This is a genomic window from Clostridium sp. (assembly GCF_017888565.1).
Taxonomy (GTDB): Bacteria; Bacillota; Clostridia; order Clostridiales; family Clostridiaceae; genus Clostridium.
Map to the genome: position 1 here is coordinate 100,198 of NZ_JAGHFX010000044.1, position 20,026 is coordinate 120,223.

Annotated in this window: 18 protein-coding genes and 1 other annotated feature; of the genes, 13 read left to right on the forward strand and 5 right to left on the reverse strand. The window is 26.3% G+C overall.

Going from position 1 to position 20,026, the window contains the following annotated elements:
• The first annotated feature begins 98 nt into the window (after positions 1-98).
• The 5 genes from J7M87_RS08340 to recQ all read left to right on the forward strand — a co-directional run bounded on the left by J7M87_RS08340 (position 99) and on the right by recQ (position 6,413).
• On the forward strand, positions 99-1,424 hold the full coding sequence (locus J7M87_RS08340; protein WP_291650531.1) for an APC family permease: 1,326 nt from the start codon (positions 99-101) through the stop codon (positions 1,422-1,424).
• A gap of 206 nt (positions 1,425-1,630) precedes the next feature.
• On the forward strand, positions 1,631-2,395 hold the full coding sequence (locus J7M87_RS08345) for an EFR1 family ferrodoxin (RefSeq protein WP_291650567.1): 765 nt from the start codon (positions 1,631-1,633) through the stop codon (positions 2,393-2,395).
• 79 nt (positions 2,396-2,474) lie between these two features.
• Positions 2,475-2,825: a DUF1540 domain-containing protein gene (locus J7M87_RS08350; protein ID WP_291650534.1), complete on the forward strand. Its 351-nt coding sequence runs from the start codon at positions 2,475-2,477 to the stop codon at positions 2,823-2,825.
• 263 nt (positions 2,826-3,088) lie between these two features.
• Positions 3,089-3,706 carry a TIGR01906 family membrane protein gene (locus tag J7M87_RS08355; RefSeq protein ID WP_291650536.1) on the forward strand — a complete coding sequence of 206 codons (618 nt, stop codon included), beginning with the start codon at positions 3,089-3,091 and terminating at the stop codon, positions 3,704-3,706.
• 274 nt (positions 3,707-3,980) lie between these two features.
• Positions 3,981-6,413: a DNA helicase RecQ gene (gene recQ / locus J7M87_RS08360; RefSeq protein ID WP_291650538.1), complete on the forward strand. Its 2,433-nt coding sequence runs from the start codon at positions 3,981-3,983 to the stop codon at positions 6,411-6,413.
• Positions 6,414-6,471: 58 nt separating this feature from the next.
• Here recQ and J7M87_RS08365 read toward each other — a convergent pair whose 3' ends face one another.
• Together J7M87_RS08365 and J7M87_RS08370 are read right to left on the reverse strand one after the other, a co-directional pair.
• A complete protein-coding gene (locus J7M87_RS08365) occupies positions 6,472-7,638 on the reverse strand; it encodes an iron-containing alcohol dehydrogenase (RefSeq protein WP_291650540.1) in 1,167 nt (388 codons plus the stop codon).
• Between the two features lie 107 nt (positions 7,639-7,745).
• Entirely contained in the window at positions 7,746-9,122 is a 1,377-nt protein-coding gene (locus J7M87_RS08370) for an aldehyde dehydrogenase (RefSeq protein WP_291650542.1), read from the reverse strand.
• Positions 9,123-9,488: 366 nt separating this feature from the next.
• Between J7M87_RS08370 and J7M87_RS08375 the strand changes: the two genes are divergently transcribed.
• From J7M87_RS08375 to J7M87_RS08385, 3 genes are all read left to right on the forward strand, one after another.
• Positions 9,489-9,761, forward strand: a complete 273-nt coding sequence (locus J7M87_RS08375; protein ID WP_291650543.1) for a metal-sensitive transcriptional regulator — start codon at positions 9,489-9,491, stop codon at positions 9,759-9,761.
• Between the two features lie 72 nt (positions 9,762-9,833).
• Positions 9,834-10,093: a binding site (T-box leader), on the forward strand.
• Positions 10,094-10,196: 103 nt separating this feature from the next.
• A complete protein-coding gene (asnA, locus tag J7M87_RS08380) occupies positions 10,197-11,210 on the forward strand; it encodes an aspartate--ammonia ligase (RefSeq protein WP_291650545.1) in 1,014 nt (337 codons plus the stop codon).
• 157 nt (positions 11,211-11,367) lie between these two features.
• Positions 11,368-11,556 (forward strand): ferredoxin, encoded by a 189-nt coding sequence (locus J7M87_RS08385; RefSeq protein ID WP_008679353.1) that lies wholly within the window; start codon positions 11,368-11,370, stop codon positions 11,554-11,556.
• 37 nt (positions 11,557-11,593) lie between these two features.
• Here the strand turns inward: J7M87_RS08385 and J7M87_RS08390 are convergent, their stop codons facing one another.
• Positions 11,594-12,070 carry a threonine/serine exporter family protein gene (locus J7M87_RS08390; protein WP_291650550.1) on the reverse strand — a complete coding sequence of 159 codons (477 nt, stop codon included), beginning with the start codon at positions 12,068-12,070 and terminating at the stop codon, positions 11,594-11,596.
• A gap of 1 nt (position 12,071) precedes the next feature.
• The gene (locus J7M87_RS08395) at positions 12,072-12,836 is read right to left on the reverse strand and encodes a threonine/serine exporter family protein (RefSeq protein WP_291650552.1); all 765 of its coding nucleotides are present in this window, start codon (positions 12,834-12,836) and stop codon (positions 12,072-12,074) included.
• A gap of 217 nt (positions 12,837-13,053) precedes the next feature.
• Here J7M87_RS08395 and glyA point away from each other — a divergent pair, with 217 nt between their 5' ends.
• The 4 genes from glyA to J7M87_RS08415 all read left to right on the forward strand — a co-directional run bounded on the left by glyA (position 13,054) and on the right by J7M87_RS08415 (position 18,145).
• The gene (glyA, locus tag J7M87_RS08400; protein WP_291650554.1) at positions 13,054-14,289 is read left to right on the forward strand and encodes a serine hydroxymethyltransferase; all 1,236 of its coding nucleotides are present in this window, start codon (positions 13,054-13,056) and stop codon (positions 14,287-14,289) included.
• 186 nt (positions 14,290-14,475) lie between these two features.
• Positions 14,476-15,942 (forward strand): methyl-accepting chemotaxis protein, encoded by a 1,467-nt coding sequence (locus J7M87_RS08405; protein WP_291650556.1) that lies wholly within the window; start codon positions 14,476-14,478, stop codon positions 15,940-15,942.
• A 68-nt stretch (positions 15,943-16,010) separates the two neighbouring features.
• Positions 16,011-16,766 carry an exodeoxyribonuclease III gene (locus tag J7M87_RS08410; RefSeq protein WP_291650558.1) on the forward strand — a complete coding sequence of 252 codons (756 nt, stop codon included), beginning with the start codon at positions 16,011-16,013 and terminating at the stop codon, positions 16,764-16,766.
• Positions 16,767-17,185: 419 nt separating this feature from the next.
• Complete coding sequence (locus tag J7M87_RS08415) at positions 17,186-18,145, forward strand: RsmB/NOP family class I SAM-dependent RNA methyltransferase (protein WP_291650560.1); 960 nt, start codon at positions 17,186-17,188, stop codon at positions 18,143-18,145.
• 222 nt (positions 18,146-18,367) lie between these two features.
• Here the strand turns inward: J7M87_RS08415 and J7M87_RS08420 are convergent, their stop codons facing one another.
• Positions 18,368-19,510, reverse strand: a complete 1,143-nt coding sequence (locus tag J7M87_RS08420) for an amidase domain-containing protein (protein WP_291650562.1) — start codon at positions 19,508-19,510, stop codon at positions 18,368-18,370.
• A gap of 154 nt (positions 19,511-19,664) precedes the next feature.
• Here J7M87_RS08420 and J7M87_RS08425 point away from each other — a divergent pair.
• Positions 19,665-20,026: metallophosphoesterase (locus tag J7M87_RS08425; RefSeq protein ID WP_291650565.1), on the forward strand; the 362-nt coding region annotated here is incomplete at its 3' end.

The following is a 20,026-nucleotide window of genomic DNA, read 5'->3' on the forward strand; positions in this document are numbered from 1 at the left end:
AAATATTGATAACTTTTTATTCTTATTTTTGCCTTTTTGTGATATATTGTACATAGTTATTTGTAATTATCAATAAAACATAAAAAAGAGGTGGAAATATGAAAAAAAATGAATATGGTTTATTCACTGCCATAGGAATGATAGTAGGAATTGTAATAGGATCCGGGATATTTTTTAAAAGTGATAATATATTAGTAGCAACTAATGGAAGTATAAGCTTAGGAGTCCTTGTTTTCTGTATTGCAGCTATGGGAATAATATTTGGAAGTTTAACAATTTCAGAATTAGCATCAAGAGAATCGACTGCAGGAGGGATAATAACTTATGCTGAATTCTCATATAATAAGTCTATAGCTTGCGCATTTGGATGGTTTCATACTTTCTTATATTATCCGACACTTATAGCTGTAGTTACATGGGTGTCAGGGATATATATATGTATGTTATTTGGAATTGATGGTGGACTAGCACTTCAAACATTCATTGGATTTATAGTTATGGTAGTACTATATATATTAAATATCTTATCTGCAAAGCTAGGAGGATATTTTCAAAATGCTTCAACTGTGATTAAAGTTATACCTCTAATATTAATAGCATTAGCAGGAGTCTTTTTTGGAAATCCTAGTGAAATATCAGTAAGCGACATTACACATATGAAGTCTGCAACATGGATAGCTGCAATTGCACCTATAGCTTTTTCTTTTGATGGATGGATTATATCAACTTCTATTGGACATGAAATTAAAGATTCAAAAAGAAATTTACCAAAGGCTCTAGTAATTGCTCCTTTATTTATATTGATTATTTATGTATTATATTTTGTTGGGATAAGCATGTATATTGGACCTGATGCAATTATGAGTTTAGGGGATGCTCATGTTGATTTAGCTGCTAATAATTTATTTGGAGCATGGGGAGCTAAGATAATATTAACATTTGTAGTTATATCTATATTAGGTACTGTAAATGGATTAATAATGGGACATACTAGGTTACCATATTCTTTAGCTATAAGAGGAATGTTTCCAAAATCAAATAAGATAAAAATAGTTAATGAAAAATTAGGTATGCCAATTATATCTTCAATAGTAGCTTTTGTAATTTCATTAATTTGTTTAATTATTCATTATATAACACAAAAATATAATTATTTACCTAACAGTGATATATCAGAAATATCTATTACTATAAATTATTTATTGTACATATTATTATATTACAAAGTGTTTAAAATGGGATTAAGCGGTGAGATTAAAGGAATATGGAAAGGAAAAATTAATCCTATACTTGCAACTATTGGATCACTTATAATTTTATTTGGAAGTATTGGAAATCCATTGTTCTTTATATATGCATTAATATGTGGAATTATCTTAATATCAGCAATTTTATTTTGGAAATATAATAAAGAAGATGTTTAACTTTAATATAAGAAAAATGCAAGAAAAGATAGGAAGAAGTCCTGTCTTTTTTTATTTTGAGGAAAAAGAAAAAATAAGATATAAATATGTAAAATTAAAATAATTCCCAATATATTACAGATGATATATAATTATTAACATAAGCTTATTATTGTAGCCTAACTATATTTTAATAGTGATAAAAGGAGAGGGTTATATTGAAGGGTATGATCTTATATTTTAGTGGTAGTGGAAATACAAAATTTATTGCAAATAAAATAGAAGAAGAATTTATAAAAAATGGTTGTGATATAGAAAATCATTCGATAGAAGAAAAGATAAACATTAAGAATTTTTCATATGATTATTTAATACTAGGATTTCCTAAATATTTTGAATATGTTCCTCAAAATTTTATGGAGTATATAGATGATAATTTAGGACCATCTGATAAAGAAGTAAAAACAATGATATTTACTACTGGTAAGGGTAAAAATAAAATGTATTTTAATGAACTAGAAAAAAAATTATTAGAAAAAAAATTTAAAATTATAATGACTAAAAATTTTAAAATGCCAAATAGTTTTATTATAAGTAAAAATTATAAAAGTGTTAAAGATTTAGAGAGTATTTATCAGAGTTCATTCAATGAAATAAAAGAGACAGTTGTAAATTTTTTAATTGAAAATTATAGTAAAGAAGAAATAAACAATTTTAAAGCAACAATAATGAAAAGGTTATATAAATTTAAAACTAAAGATTTATATAAAAATTCATATAGGTTTTCTGTTAATTCTAGTTGTGATAAATGTAATTTATGTGTTAAGGTTTGCCCAACAATGAACATAGAATATATAGGGGGTGATATTAAATTTAGAGATAATTGCATTATGTGTTGTAGGTGTATAAGTTGCTGTCCTAAAAATGCAATATTGTATAAAAATAAAAAACAACCACAATATAAAGAAAATATAAATTTAATTGTAAGTTAAGTAATGCATAGGAATAAATATAGGTTATAATGCAAAAACTTTCTATAAGAGGAAAATCTCTTGCAGAAAGGATGATTAAATGAACAGATTAGCATGTAATGTAAGAAAGTGCAATCATAATTTTTTTGGAATGTGTGATAATGATAATATTAAAATTATCAATAAGATAGATGGTGAAATAAAAACATCTTGCATAACATTTGAAAAATATAAAATTTCTAAAAGAGTATTTATGATAGGAAAAACAGATTTATATATAGATAGATTAGATAAAATTCAAGACAGTTTACTTACTCCATATATAGAGTGTAGTGCAGAAAAATGTTATTATAATAAAAAGAAAATATGTTATTCTAGCTATGTTATGATAGGCTCAAACAAAGAAAATGGTAAAATTGAAGGAAGATGTGAATCTTTTAAGGCAAATTAAAAAGAATTAAAATACAATATTATAGATATAAGATACTTAGTGTAAATTACTACAATAACTATCTTATATCTTTTTTAGTATTAAAAATTGGGTATAAAAAAACTAGAATCAATTGTTTTGAGATTATAGTACTTGCTTTATTTTTCATATTCAAAATAATAATTAATATGTTATTATATATATGAGTAAAAATAGATATTTTTAATTAGCTATGTTGCTAATTAATACTATTTAATAATGTTTAGAAATAAAAGAGGTAAAAAATGAAGAGGTTGTTAATTTCAATATCCAAGATTATTCAAGGCATAGCGGTAGCTTTATTTACAATTGGATTAAGCGTGATTATATCATTAAATTTAAGAGTTATTTATAGCTACTCGATAGATAAATATAATTTAACAAGAGTAGGACAACTTTCAAAAGAAGCATTAATGAATGATTATAATATATTATTAAATTACTTACAAAATCCATTTATAAAAAAGTTGAAATTTAATAATTTTATAATGAGCAATAATGGAGAATTTCATTTTTATGAAGTTAAAAAAATCTTTTTGAATATTTATTTAATTATTATAATCATATCACTAACGTTTATAGTAATTAAGTTTATTTTAAGGAGATATAATAAAAAGTTTGAACTATTTAAGATTCTTAATTATGGAGCCAATACACTTATAAGTATAATTACAGTATTACTAGCTTCAATATTCATAGATTTTTCAAAGGCCTTTGTAGTATTTCATAAGATATTTTTTAATAATGATTATTGGGTCTTTGATTCAAAAACAGATCCCATTATTGATGTTTTACCAGAAGAAGTATTTAAATTATATGCTATAATAGTGATAGCATTTGTTTTAGGGTTTATAATTCTTTAAAAGATATTTTATTATAAAGAAAAGAATAAAAACAAATTAACTAAGAATGAAATTCTTATGAAAGAGTGAAGGAGTCCCTTCACTTTTCTTTTAAATATATAAGTTAGAATAAATGTTAAATGTACTCGTTAATTAAACAAATTATTAGTTGATAAATATAATTTTAAGATTTGCAGATAACTTATTTAATTATTAAATATGATTAAGAACGTATGTTTGTGCTGATAATTATAATAGTTAAATAAATGGTAGATAGTTTTAAGGAGTGTTTTATATGAAAAATAGAGGCTTAGAAATATTAGAAAAATATTATGGATATAAAAGCTTTAGAAGAGGGCAAGAAAATATTATAAATAGTATTTTAAGTGGAAATGATGTATTAGCTATAATGCCAACTGGTGGAGGAAAATCAATTTGCTATCAAATACCTGCATTATTATTAGATGGAGTAACTATAGTAATATCTCCACTTATATCTTTAATGAAGGATCAAGTTGATGCAATAAAAGAGATGGGAATAGAATCTGCATATATAAACAGTTCATTAACTTCTAAAGAATTTGAAGAAATAATAACTAATGTTAAAGAAAATAAATACAAAATAATATATGTAGCTCCAGAAAGATTAGAATCATATGAGTTTATTATGGCTATAACTGAATGTAGAATAAGTCAAATTGCAATAGATGAAGCGCATTGTGTGTCTCAATGGGGACATGATTTTAGATCAAGTTATAGAAGAATAAGAAACTTTATTGAAATGTTAAATATAAGACCAATTATAACAGCTTTTACTGCAACAGCAACAGAAGAAGTAAAAGGGGATATAATAAATTTACTTGGACTTAGAGACCCAAGTTTATTTATAACTGGATTTGATAGAGAAAACTTATTTATTAATATAGAAAAAGGAAATGATAAAAAAAGTTATATATTAAAATATATAGAGGAAAATAGAGATAGCTCAGGAATAATATATGCAGCAACAAGAAAAGAAGTTGATTATATTTATGAACTATTAACTTCTAGTGGATATAAAGCTGGTAGATATCATGCAGGGCTAAATGATGAGTTAAGAAAAGAAAATCAAGAAGATTTTATTAAGGATAAAATTAATATAATGGTTGCTACAAATGCTTTTGGTATGGGAATAGATAAACCTAATATTAGATTTGTAATTCACTATAACATGCCTAAAAATATAGAAGGCTATTATCAAGAAATAGGTAGGGCAGGAAGAGATGGAGAAAAAAGTGAATGTATATTATTATTTTCTCCAAGTGATATCCATACACAAAAATATCTAATAGAAGTTAGCACTGAAAATATAGAGAGAAAAAATAACCAATATTTAAAACTAAAGCAAATGGTAGATTTAATTTATAGTAATGATTGTTATAGAAAATATATTTTAAATTATTTTGGTGAAGCTGTTAGCGAAGATTGTAATAATTGTAGCAGTTGTTTAAGTGAAGGTGAATTAGTAGATAAAACTATAGATGCGCAAAAGGTATTATCATGTATTTACAGAATGAAAAAATCCTTTGGAGTTGCAATGGTAGTAGATGTTTTAAGAGGGTCCAAAAATAGTAAGGTTATTAATGCAAAGTTTAATGAGCTTTCAACTTATGGAATAATGAAGGATTATTCTAATGATGATCTTAAGGTTTTTATAAATACTTTAATTTCTCATGGATATATAGATTATGTAGAAGGTACTTATCCAGTTATAAAGCTTAATAATAGATCAGTTAAAGTTTTAAAGGGAGAGGAAAAGGTTCAATTTAAGGAAGTTAAAATTAAGAGTACTTCAAATGATATTAATACGTTATTTGAAATTTTAAGAGAACTTAGATTTAATATCGCAAATGAAGAAGGGGTTCCGCCTTACATAATATTTGGTGATAATACCCTAAGAGAAATGAGCACAAAATATCCACTTAATTTAGATGAACTTATGAATATTAGTGGAGTTGGAGAAGTAAAGCTAAATAAATATGGTGAGGCATTTGTTAATGCAATTAAAGAGTATGTTGATGAAAATAATATAAAAATAGTTAATAATGAATATAAGAAGAAAAATGAAGAAGTTTATTTGAGTGTTGATAGTAATATAGAATTACTATCAAGGTTAAAAGTAATCAGAGGCGAATTTGCTAATAAAGAAAATTCTCTTCCACAAGCTATTTTATCTTTAAATACTTTGAAGGAAATAAGCGGAAGGTTTCCTTTGAATTTAGAGGAGTTAAAAGATATATCTGGAATAGGACCAAAGAAGATAACAAAGTATGGAAATGAAATAATAGAAGAAGTAAGAAGATTTGTAGTAGAAAAAGATTTAGATATAGTTTTTGAAGAAAAAGGAAAAAGAAAAGTAATAATTGATGGAGAAAAGAGATCAAATGAAGAAATAGCTATAGATATGGTAAAGGATGGAGTTAATTTAGAATTAATTTCAGAAAGTATTGAGATATCTATTTCAACAATATTAGGATATGTAACAGACTATATAAAGGAAAATGGAGAGTTTTCTATTAGTTTAAATTTAAATAAATATTATAATATTGATGATAAAGAAAAGATATTAAAAGCTTGTGAGGTAAATGGTTATGAAAAGGTTAGTATTTTGAAAAAATATTTACCTGATAATATAAAGTATGAGTCAATAAGGGCAGTAATATTAGAAGAGTATTTTAAAGTATCTTAAATAAAATTAGAATAAAAAAGGTGTTACTTAAAAGTAACGCCTTTTTTCATACTATAAATTAAAGAGCTAATTTTAAAATTTCTAAAGCTTCAGGATAACGTATTTCAACAAAGTTTCCTACATGATCGCAATGAGCAACTAATTTTCTTGCCATTTCATCTATATGTTCATCGTTAATATTTACATGGTTTAATCTAGTTGGAAGTTCAATTTTAGTAAAGAAGTTTTCTAAAGCTTCAATACCACGAAGTGCTGTTTCTTCAGGATTATTCATGTTTATATCAATATCAAAAACTCTATTTGCAAATTGAGCAAACCTATTTACATCATGTTTATAAACGTATTTCATCCAAGCAGGGAATATAATTGCAAGCCCAGCACCATGAGCAATATCATATATTCCGCTTAATTCATGTTCTATATCATGTGTTGCCCAATCTCCAACTCTACCCATGCTTAAAGAATCATTATGAGCAACCATGCCTGATAACATGATTTCTGCTCTAGCATTATAGTCATTAGGATTTATAGTTAATCTTAAAGCATTATTTATTATTGCCTTTAAGGCACCTTCACATAATCTATCAGTTAAATCAACATATTGTTCATTAGTAAAGTATCTTTCAAGTATATGAGCAAACATATCTGCAATACCGCAAGAAGTTTGATATTTAGGTAAAGTAAATGTAAGTTCTGGATTTAAAATTGAAAATACGGGTCTTAGTGTAGGATGTCCAGTACTTCTTTTATATAATCCATCTTCGTTTGTTATAACACAACCTGAGCTTGTTTCACTACCAGCAGCTGGTATTGTTAATATAGTTGCTACTTGCAGACATTTATGATTTATAGGTGTACCTAAAAATAAATCCCAAACATCTCCATCATAATTTACACCAGCAGCTATTGCTTTAGATGAATCAATAACACTTCCACCACCAACAGCTAATATAAAATCTATATCATTTTTTCTACAAAGTTCTATACCTTCTCTTACAAGTGACACTCTTGGGTTAGGTTTAACTCCAGAAAGTTCTATTACTTCTATGTTTTCTTTCTTTAATGAATTTATAACTTTATCATATAATCCAGTAGATTTTATACTACCACCACCAAAGTGAAGCAATACTTTACTAGCATATTTTTTCACTTCTGCACCAACAGTATTTTCAGTATCTTTTCCAAAGATGATTTCAGTAGCATTTTTATAATTAAAATTTTTCATAAAGTCCTCCTTATATTTGGATATTAAAATATAAATATATAATACTCTAATAATGAAAAGGTTTCAAGCGATGTGAATGGCATAAAATATAATTTGAATATAAATATTTATTTCATAACTTTCTTTAATAAATTAATTTTATTATTATATGGTGCAAATTTAATTGGAAATTCAATGAAAGTTCCTCTTTTAATTACAGATTTTTTATGAGTGAATACGTCAAAGCTTGCTTTGCCATGATATGCTCCCATGCCACTTGGACCAACTCCACCAAAAGGTAAATATGAAGATGCAACATGAATTATAGTATCGTTTATTGTAACTCCACCAGATGTAGTTGAATTTAACACTTTTTCTATTGAAGAAGAATCTTCAGAAAAATAATATAATGCAAGAGGCTTATCTTTATTTATTACATAATTTAAAGCTTCATCCAAGCCTGAATATTCTAAGATAGGAAGAATAGGACCGAAAATTTCTTCTTCCATGATTAAGCTATTTTCTTTAATATTTATTAAAATAGTTGGTTCCAAATATAGATCTTTTTCGTCAACTGATCCTCCAAAATAGATTTCACCATCATTTAAATAGTTTTTTAATCTTAATAATGAATTTTTGTTTACTATGCGTGGAAAATCAGAACTAGATTTTATATTAGATCCAAATTGGAGTAATAATTCTTTTTTTAATTCCTTTAGTAATTTTTCTTTAACATCTTTTTGAACTAATATATAATCTGGAGCAACGCAAGTCTGACCAGCATTTAAAAATTTTCCCCAAACTATTCTTTTGGCAGCTAAATCTAACTTAGCTGAACTATCTATAATACATGGGCTTTTTCCTCCAAGTTCTAAAGTAACTGGAATAAGATTCTTTGATGCTTTTTCCATAATTATTTTCCCAACTCTAACGCTTCCAGTAAAGAAAATATAATCGAACTTTAAATCTAGCAAATAAGAAACAGTATCTTTTCCATCTAAAGGATTAACAACTCTTATATAATTCTCTTCAAAATTTTCGTTTATTATTTTTTCAAGTAGTAAAGCTATATTTTGAGTGCTTTCTGAAGGCTTAATAATAGCACAGTTTCCGGCAGATATAGCACCTATTAATGGAGCAATAACTAACTGAAATGGATAGTTAAAAGGTCCTATTATTAATGCTATACCATAAGGGTCTTTATAAATATAACTTTTAGCAGGAAAGTGAACAATAGGACTTTGCTTTTTTTCTCTTTTAGACCATTTTCTTAAATTTTTTATATGAAGATTTAATTCATCATAAACTATTCCAATCTCAGTTGCATAACTTTCAAAATTTGATTTCCTTAAATCTTTATATAAGGCATCCATTATATCTTGTTCATTTTCTTTTATTATATTTTTAAGTTTTTTTAAATTATTAATTCTAAAGTTAATGTCTTTTGTCTTATTAGAATAAAAAAACTCTTTTTGATTATTAAATGTATTTAAAATCTTATCCATTAAAACCTCCATAAATTATCACATAAAAATTGAAATTAACATAATAATATTTATATATAACCTTATTATAGCACCTAAAAAGAATAATAAATTAAATATTCTTCATAAATAACGAGAGATATATTCTTAAGAATATTTATATGAACTGTAATAAATATTCTATACTAGTTGAAATATATAAATAATAATATCAATTTACATAAAAGAAAATAAGATATATTTAAGAATTTGAGATTTTATTTTAATAGACTATTTATTAGTTAAAAGGATATTAGTGATAATTCTGAAGATCTTAATTGAAAGATATGTATATAAATGTTAAAATATAAATACCCTATAGAGGTATAGTGATGTGGAGGTTTAAATATGGAAGAGGAAAATGAAAAATTAAGAAAAGATATAATAAATAGATTAAAAAGAATTGAAGGCCAAGTAAAAGGAATTCAAGGAATGATGGAGAAAAATGTATGTTGTTCTGATATATTAGTTCAAATATCAGCAATTAGATCAGCAATAAACAGAGTAGGTGGACTAACGATTGAGTATTATGCAAATAATTGCTTAGGTATTGAAGAGGGATCATGTGAGCAAGATACTTTAAAACAATTAATAAAAACTATAAATACATTTGTAAAATAAATATTAAAAAACTTTTAATTATCTATTTACAAAATATTAATAAAGTGATAATATTCTTTATAAATAATTGAATTACAGGCTATGATGAGAAGAAGTAAAAATAATGTATCTTTTCAGAGAGTTCTACATTTGCTGTGAGTAGAATAAGAAAGTTAATTTGAATAACATCTCTGAGCCGTACCCAGAAAGATAACAACTAGTAGGCGGTAACCGGGTTGCGCCCGTTATAGTGCTAGAGTATCTAAGTTTTACTTACGTACTTGAAGAGTCTATTATTGCGAAGTAATAGTGAATTAAGGTGGCAACATGGAATTATAGCTTTCATCCTTTTATATACATAAAGGATGAAGGCTTTTTTATTTGTAATAAAACTATTTACTCTTGGGGATTTGATTATTTAAATTTAAATATTTATTTAAAGGGGGAGCTTTTAAAATGAAAGTAGAAGGAATAATAATACCAGAAGGCTACAAAAGTAGTACAACATTAATTGAAACAGAGGTTCATATTAAAAAAATTAAAGACTTCTTTGAAAAAAAACTAGCGGAAAATTTAAAGTTAACAAGAGTTTCAGCACCATTATTTGTTGACGCACAAAGTGGTGTTAATGATAATTTAAATGGCATAGAAAGACCAGTAAAATTTGATGTGTTAGCAACTGGAAATGATGTAGAAATAGTTCATTCATTAGCTAAATGGAAGAGGTTAAGTCTTCATAGATATGGATTCAAAGTATCGGAAGGGTTATATACTGATATGAATGCAATAAGAAGAGATGAAGAATTAGATAATTTACATTCTATTTATGTAGACCAATGGGATTGGGAAAAAGTTATAGATAAAAAAGATAGAACTGAAGAAAAACTAAAGGAAGTAGTAAGATGTATATATGATGTTTTTAAAGAAACTGAAAAGTATGTTCATAAGGATTTAATAGAGGGTCAAGATAAGTTGCCAGAAGAAATATTTTTTATAACTACTCAAGAATTAGAAGACAAGTATCCAGAATACACTCCAAAAGAAAGAGAAGATGCTATATGTAAAGAATATAAAGCAGTATTTTTAATGAAAGTTGGGGGTGTTTTAAAATCTGGAGAAAAGCATGATGGAAGAAGTCCAGACTATGATGATTGGAATTTAAATGGGGATATATTATTTTGGTATCCGCTTTTAGATAGGGCTGTAGAGTTATCTTCAATGGGAATAAGAGTAGATGAAAAAGCATTAGATTATCAACTGAAAATTTCAGGAAATGATGATAGAAGAAGTTTAGATTTTCATAGGATGTTATTAAACGGAGAATTACCTTATACAATAGGGGGAGGAATAGGCCAATCTAGAATTTGTATGTATTTATTAAATAAAGCTCATATAGGAGAAGTACAAGCAAGTACATGGGATGAGAAAAATTTAAAAGTATGTAGAGAAAACGACATAAACTTATTATAATCTATTAAATAAAGAATAATTAATATTTATTACTAATAATAGTTATTAAATAACATTGACAAATAAAAATAATTATTTATAATTATGATATATTAAGTTATAAATGTACATTAACTTTTTTAGATTTAAGGTAATGTAAATAAAGGAGGCGAATTGCATGAAGGCATTTGTTGACGAAAATACATGTATATCTTGTGGACTTTGCGAAGGAGTCTGTCCAGAAGTATTTTCATTAGAAACAGGAGTTTCAGTTGCTATAGAAGGAACTGTTGCAGCAGAATTGGAAGATGCAACAAGAGAAGCTTGTGAAAGCTGTCCAGTAACAGCTATTTCAATAGAAGAGTAATTTAAAAGCCATACACTAAATAATAAGGTGTATGGCTTTATTTTTTAAATTTTCTTTTTGCACGTCTTTCTAATTCTCTAAATTCTCTCTTCTTTCTAGCAGACATTAAAAGTCTAGTAACTGTTGATACAAATATAACTCCAAGGGCAAGTGAACCAGCATTTGCTAATGTAGTTAGACCTATTTCTAAAGATTTCATTATATCTCCATTTATAGCTTCGTACATTGTATAATACATTCCTCCACCAGGTACTAATGGAATTAAGGCACAAATTATAAGTGTTGTAACAGGAGTTTTTAATACTCTAGCTAGAACTTCAGAGTAAATACTAAATATAATTGCTGAAATAAAAAATGATGAGGTTGTATTAAAACCTAAACTTTCACAATAGAGGCTTATGAACCAACTTAACCCTCCACCTAAAGCGGCATAAAATAATTTTTGACCTTTTATATTAAATAATATACCAAAACCAAGTGTAGAAAAAAATGCAAACAGTGATTGTATTATCATATTATAATCCTCCAAAAGTAGAAAGCCAGAAACTAAGTACAGCTCCAGTGCCTACAGCTATCGATATTGCTACCAAAAAAGCTTCAGCAGCTCTTGTAAGACCTGCAAGTAAGTCTCCAGATATTGTATCTCTTATTGCATTTGTAATAGCGAGACCGGGAACTAATAACATTATGGAGCCAATTATAGTTTTGTCTATGTCATTTATAAATCCTGACTTTAAAAATAAAATAGCAATTATAGCAGCAATTCCAGCTGAAATACTATTTATGAAAAACTGATTTATTTCAAGAGTAGAAAATTTAATCGATACAGATTTTATAATAAGTCCAATGAAAAAAGCAGCAATAGCTTCTCTTATCTTTCCACCAAAAAGAAATACAAAGCAAAAGGCACCTAATGCAGAAATTAATATGGCAGTTTTATTATTATATCTTTCTCCATTATTTATTATTTGGAGCTGAGTTTTAAGTTCTGATACAGATAAACCTCGACTTATAATATTTCTAGATAGATCATTTACTTTATCGACCTTATCTAAATCAATAGTTCTTGTTGAAACCCTTCTAATTAAAGAATAAGTTTTCCCTTCATGACATACAGAAACCATAATACCAGTTGGAGTTACAAAGCTTTCGGCCTCTTCTATACCATAGATTTTGCATATCCTCCATATTATTTCTTCAGCTCTATATGTTTCTCCACCAGACTCAAGCATTATTTTTCCTGCAAAAGTTGCAACGTGAAGTATTTCATTCATATCCATATTTTATGCTCCTTATAATCAAAAAAATTTCTCAAGGTATTATAACATAATAGTATTATATATAGTATATACTACTTTACAGAATTAATAATATATATAATATTATTAATAAATTAATTTATAAATTTATAAAAAAACAAGAATAAATTAGAAATATTAATTGATTATTATTTAAATTATATTTATAATTTAGTAAAAAAGGATTTGGGGTGATAAAATGAATTTTGAAAGTATTTCAAAAGAAGATAAAGCAATCTATGAATTAATAGAAAAAGAACTAAAAAGGCAACAAGATGGAATTGAACTAATTGCATCAGAAAATTTTGCTTCAAAAGCAGTAATGGAAGCTATGGGATCATTCCTTACAAATAAATATGCAGAAGGATACCCAAATAAAAGATATTATGGTGGATGTCACGTAGTTGATGAAGTAGAAGATATAGCTAGAGAAAGAGCAAAAGAATTATTTGGGGCTGATCATGCAAATGTTCAACCACATTCAGGGTCACAAGCTAACATGGCTGTTTATTTATCAATACTTGAGCCTGGTGATACGGTTTTAGGAATGGATTTGAGTCATGGAGGACATTTAACTCATGGTTCACCAGTAAATTTCTCAGGAAAGTTATTTAATTTTGTTTCTTATGGTGTTGATAAAGAAACTGAAACTATAGATTATAATATAGTTAGAGAATTAGCGCTTAAGCATAAGCCAAAACTTATTGTAGCAGGTGCAAGTGCATATGCAAGAGTGATTGATTTTAAAGTTTTTAAGGATATATGTGATGAAGTGGGAGCTTTATTCATGGTAGATATGGCTCATATTGCAGGACTTGTTGCAGCAGGAGTACATCCATCTCCAGTGCCGTATGCAGATTTTGTTACTTCAACAACACATAAAACATTAAGGGGACCAAGAGGTGGATTAATTCTTTGCAAAGAAAAATATGCAAAGCAAATAGATAAAACTATATTCCCAGGAATACAAGGAGGCCCTCTTATACATACTATAGCAGCAAAAGCAGTATGTTTTAAAGAAGCATTAGATCCAAGTTATAAAGATTATATAAAAGATGTAGTTAATAATTGTAGTACATTAGCTAATGAATTAACTAAATATGATTTTAAAATAGTTTCAGGTGGAACAGATAATCATTTAATACTTGTTGATTTAACTAATAAAGATGTTACAGGAAAAGATGCTGAAATACTTTTAGATAGTATAGGAATAACAGTAAATAAAAATACTGTACCAAATGAAACTAAAAGTCCATTTGTAACATCTGGTATTAGAATAGGTACACCAGCTGTTACAACAAGAGGGTTTAATGAAGAAGATATGAAGGAAATAGCATCTATTATAAATGATGCACTTTCTACGAAAGATCACGATTTAGAATTATTAAAATCAAGAGTTAAAGCTTTATGTGAAAAGCATCCTTTATATAACTAATAAATTTTAGAAAATATTATTAGTAGAATATATAATAAGAAATTAAAAATAGTGGAAATATGTTATTCTAATAAGAATGATTTTTTACATATTTCTACTATTTTTTTTATTTATTAATACGCAAATTGTAAAGAATGATAAAAATAAGACGATACTTATAGAAAAAGGGTTTGGGGGAAGAGATACGTGGAAAATAAAGTGACAAGAGAAACAAATAGGGGATTTGTTGTAGCAACTTCAGTTCTTACAATAACATACTCTTTAGGGTTATTAGCTATGGTGAAAAACAAAAGAATAGAAAATGAATTTGCATATTTAGCACTTGCAATTACATTAATATCAACAAGTATCATGATTATGTTTTATTTTAAGAATAAAGATAACATAAAGATAAGGCATATAGTTGGGACACCATATGCAATAGTTTATGCAATATTATTATTTAAATCTAATTTGATGGTAGCTCCAGTTGCAATAGTACCTCTTATAGTTATATGTATGATATATTTAGATCATAAATTTATGATAATACCAATAGTAGGAGCTTTTATATTAAATATAATATGGGGTTTTGTAAATTTTAATAATGAAGCTGTTAGAGATAATATATTTTTAGAATTAGTATGTATTTTTATGTTTTATGCTATGGCGTTTATTATAACTAGAATATCAAATAAAATAAGGTTAGAAGCAGATCTTGAAAGAGAAAAAAGCAATAATATGGTTAAAGAACAAGAGAAGATATTAATTGAAATAAGGTCAGCAATAGAATCATTAAATAAGAATACATCATCAATATCAGAGACTTTTAATACTATAGAATCATCATCATCTGATATAAGTAGTGCTATTTTGGAGATATTAAATGGTTGTGAAAGTACTACTTCAAATATTGAAGAGCAAAATAAGGCATCAAATAATATAAAATTAGATATTGAAAGTGCTGTAAATAGTTCAAAAGACATGGAAATGGAGTTTAAGAAAAGTAGAGATACTTTTGAGGATGTATTTGGGATGGTAGAAGAGGTTGCTAGAAATTCCAAGGAAGTTAAAAATAAAAATTTAGAGGTTTATACAATAGCTAATGAACTAAAGGAAAGGACTTCTAAAGTATTAGTAATAATTGATATAATAAGAGATATATCAGAGAAAACTAATCTTTTAGCTTTAAATGCAGCTATAGAATCAGCTAGAGCTGGTGAATACGGAAGAGGGTTTTCAGTTGTTGCAGATGAAATAAGAAAGTTAGCAGAGCAAAGCAAGGATTCTTCAAATGAAATAAATAGTATCATTAAAGAATTAGAAGGCGAAGTTTTAAATGTTTCTAAATCTATCAATGATGTTACAGAAATAATAAATGAAGAAGAGTTAATAGTGCAAAATACTACTAAGGGGCTTTATGATTTAACTAATGGATTAGATGATATGGAGAAACTTGTTAAAGGAGTAACAAATAGAATTATTGCAATAGATAATGATAATTCTAAAATTACAGATGGAATAACGAATGTTGCTTCAATATCAGAGGAAACATTAGCAAATTCACAAAATACAGCTGCAACGGTTGAAATACTATTTAACGAAGTTACTGATGCAAAAAATTCTTTAGATGAATTAGTTAAATTATCTAAAAGAATGAATACATATTCATAGAATGATATTAAATTAAAAACGTGATATAATATTATTAAATATAATTTTATATCAAAGGAGAAGAAGAAATGAAGTTAATATCATGGAATGTTAATGGAATAAGAGCCTGTGTTACAAAAGGTTTTTTAGAATATTTTAAAGAAATGGATGCAGATATTTTTTGTATTCAAGAAAGCAAATTACAAGAAGGTCAAATAGATTTAGAGTTAGAAGGATATCATCAGTATTGGAACTATGCTGAGAAAAAAGGTTATTCAGGAACAGCTATATTTACAAAAGAAAAACCTTTAAATGTAAGTTATGGGTTAGGGATAGAAGAACATGATAAAGAAGGAAGAGTTATTACTTTAGAATTTGAAAATTTTCATATGGTAACAGTTTATACTCCAAATTCAAAAAATGAACTTGCAAGATTAGATTATAGAATGGTTTGGGAAGATGCATTTAGAGATTATTTAAAGGTATTAGATGAAAAGAAACCAGTTATAGTTTGTGGGGATTTAAATGTTGCACATAAGGAAATAGATTTGAAAAATCCTAAAACTAACTTAAGAAATGCAGGGTTTACAGAAGAAGAAAGAAGTAAATTTAACGAATTGTTAAAGGCTGGTTTTGTTGATACATTTAGATATTTTTATCCTGATGAAGTTGGAGCTTATTCTTGGTGGTCATATAGATTTAATGCAAGAGCAAAAAATGCAGGGTGGAGAATTGATTATTTCTTAGTGTCAGATTCAATAAAGGATAAATTAGAAGATGCTAAAATTCATGCTGAAGTTTTAGGATCTGATCATTGCCCAGTTGAATTGAAAATTAATCTTTAAGATAATAAAGAATTAAGCTACTTTACTATTTATGTTTTATACAGTAGGGTAGCTTTTTTTATTAGAAAAAATGGAATTATAAATACTTATACAAGTAAGAATAATTACATTTATTTTATTAAAATATCTTAATATGAAATCATGCCAAAACCTTCTATAATATTAATTTGAACGTAATTGGAAATTGAAAATTAACTTTGAAATGAGTAATATATAAATAAAGAATATTACAAAGTTAGAGGTGAAATTATAGAGAAAAATTTAAGTAATATTTTAAGATTTTCTGTAGTAGTAAATTATTTTTCGTAGTATTTGAATTAGGATGGAGATGGCTGATAAAATGAGAAATTATAAAAAAGAGCATAATTTATAAAATTGAAAAGTAGTATATATTATGAATAAACTATAGGGGTGATGTAGTGTCAATTAAGGAAGTTAAAAATAGCTTGCCAAAAGAACTTATAGAAATTTTAGAAAATATATTTACAGATGGTCAATTAGATCTTATTTATAAAAGTTATTATAGAGGACGAAATACTACATTTAGAATTAATACTTTAAAAGGCAGTACTAAGGAAGTTATGGATGAATTAAGCAGAAATAAAATAAAGGCTGTAAATCATTCAGTATTAAAAAATGCATTTATTGCAAAAGGCATTAAGGAGAGTAACGTAAGAAGATTAGAAGCTTATAAATATGGTAAAATATATTTACAAAATCTATCTTCAATGTTACCTCCTTTATTTTTAGATTTAAAAGAAGATTTAGTTGTTTTAGATATGTGTGCAGCACCAGGTGGAAAGAGCCTTTACATGGCTGATTTAACTAAAAATAAAGCAACTATTTTAGCAAATGATGTAAATGAAATAAGAAGAGAGAGGCTAAATTATAATATAGAAAAACAAGGTGCAAATTCTATAATAGTTTTAGGAGCTGATGGATGTTCTATAGGTAAACGATTAAACAAATATTTTGATAGGGTTCTTTTAGATGCTCCTTGCTCTGGAGAAGGAATAATCACATTAAAAAATAGTAAGGCATATAAGGGATGGAATGAAAAAAAAGTTGCATTATGTTCAAAGTTACAAAAAAAGTTATTTGATAGTGCCTATAATGCTCTTAAACCTGGAGGAATTATGGTGTACTCAACATGTACTCTAAATCCTTTTGAAAATGAAGAGGTTATAGAATATGCATTAAATAAATATCCAGATTTGAGATTAGAAAAAATTAATTTAGGATTACCAAATGTAATAAGAGGTTTAAGTAAATATAAAGAAAAAATATATAGTGAAGAAATTATAAAATCAATAAGAATAATTCCAAATGAAAATATGGAAGGTTTCTTTATAGCTAAAATAGTGAAAAATAGAGAATAGATTATATATAGTTTGAAAACTATAGGCTTCTAGTTATAATTTTAGAAATATGATTTGTGAGTAATTAGTTCGAAGATAGAATTTTATGAAATATAAATTATCATACTAAGTTTATGAATGGTACCAATTATTTAGATAAATATAAGAAATAAAATAAACGGATATAAATAGAAATACCACTACAAAGTTAAAATTTATAGTGGTATTTTTGCATGTGAATTTTTAGTAATGAACATGAATGAGGTGAAATTTTATATTATCATTACTCCAACCTAAGTCATATGGAACGAGTAATCTATTAGTGTTATGACATGTTACTAATGGATAACCCTTAGAATCAAATCCAGTAACTGTTGATATATGAGTTATTCTTCCCTTTTTTTCATATGCAACAAAATCTCCAGGTCTCATATTAAAAGCTGCTTTATATGTTTGTTGATAGGAGCCTTTAGCAATATATGAAGCTCTGCCACTGCCAACCATATAATTTTTAAATCCTTGTGCATTTAACCAAGCCTTAGTTCCTTCTTTTCCAGAGTAGTTCCATAGGCTATTTTTCTTGAAGCCGCCACCTTCAAATAGAATTTGTGAAGCAAAGTTTGCACAATCACCACCATCAGGATTATGATCTTTATATTTTGAATTATATTTAAAAGTAAATTCTTCATCTTCAGAAACTCCGCAATATTTATGAGCATATTCTATTGCTTTTGTTACTCTTTCACTTGGTACAAATTCTGGTTGCTTTTGAGCTAATATATAATTTTTTATTTCATCAGATTTTATATTTTTTATATCAAGTGAGTCTGCAAAAGGATCAGTATACCATTCTTTAGTTATAATATATTTATCATTTTCTTTTTTTAAATTTAAGTAGTGATTAGTTCCAAGTCTAAAGTGATTAATAATATCTGGGGTATCTATATAGTAGTAATTAAAATCTGTTGCAACATCACAAATTACTCCATATAAACCTGGCTCTTTTTCAGCAACTTTTCTTATCCTAACTACAGATTTTAAATCTCTAAATTTTACAGATTGTTTTTCTGACCAATTTATTAAATAGTTAGTTTTTTTAGCTTCACTTTCATATGCCCATAAGCTTATTTTTATATTTAAATCATAAAAGCCCTTTAACAGTTCACAATCTCCAGAAACTATAGCAGCATTTCTTTGTGTAAATAAATCTTCTAATAAACCTTTAAATTCTTCTTTCATTTCTTCAGATGATAAACCATTATTTAAAAAGTTAATAGTTTCTTCATCTTCATAAAAATCATCTGCAAAGGAATTAGAAAATGGCAGTGCATTAAAGGTAAATAGTGCAATTAAAATGAAATTTATAAATTTATATTTAAGCTTCACAAATTTCGCCTCTTTCTTCTTTAAACTATATAAGTAGTTTATACAAAAGATATTAAATTTATCTATAAGTTATTAGTATTTTATATGGATGTTTTTAGCAAATAGGTAATAAAAACATATAATAAAATATTATAAATTAAGTAAGGAGAAATTTATGAAAAGATTAAACTATCTTTATGATAATGCAATTGAAGTAAAATTTGATGATGGAGATAATATAGTTTTTATTTCAGATATCCATAGAGGCGATGGTACTTTTTATGATTCTCTTCTTCCAAATAGAAATATTTATAAGACAGCTCTAGCTTATTATTATAGAAAGGGTTTTACTTATGTTGAAGTTGGAGATGGAGATGAGCTTTGGAAGAATAGAAATTTTAATGACATCGCATATTGTTATAATGATATATTTAAGTTATTTAATAAATTGAAAGAAGAAAATAGAATTTATATGATTTATGGAAATCATGATATAATAAAAAATAGAGAGAATTTCTATAATACACAGTATAGGGC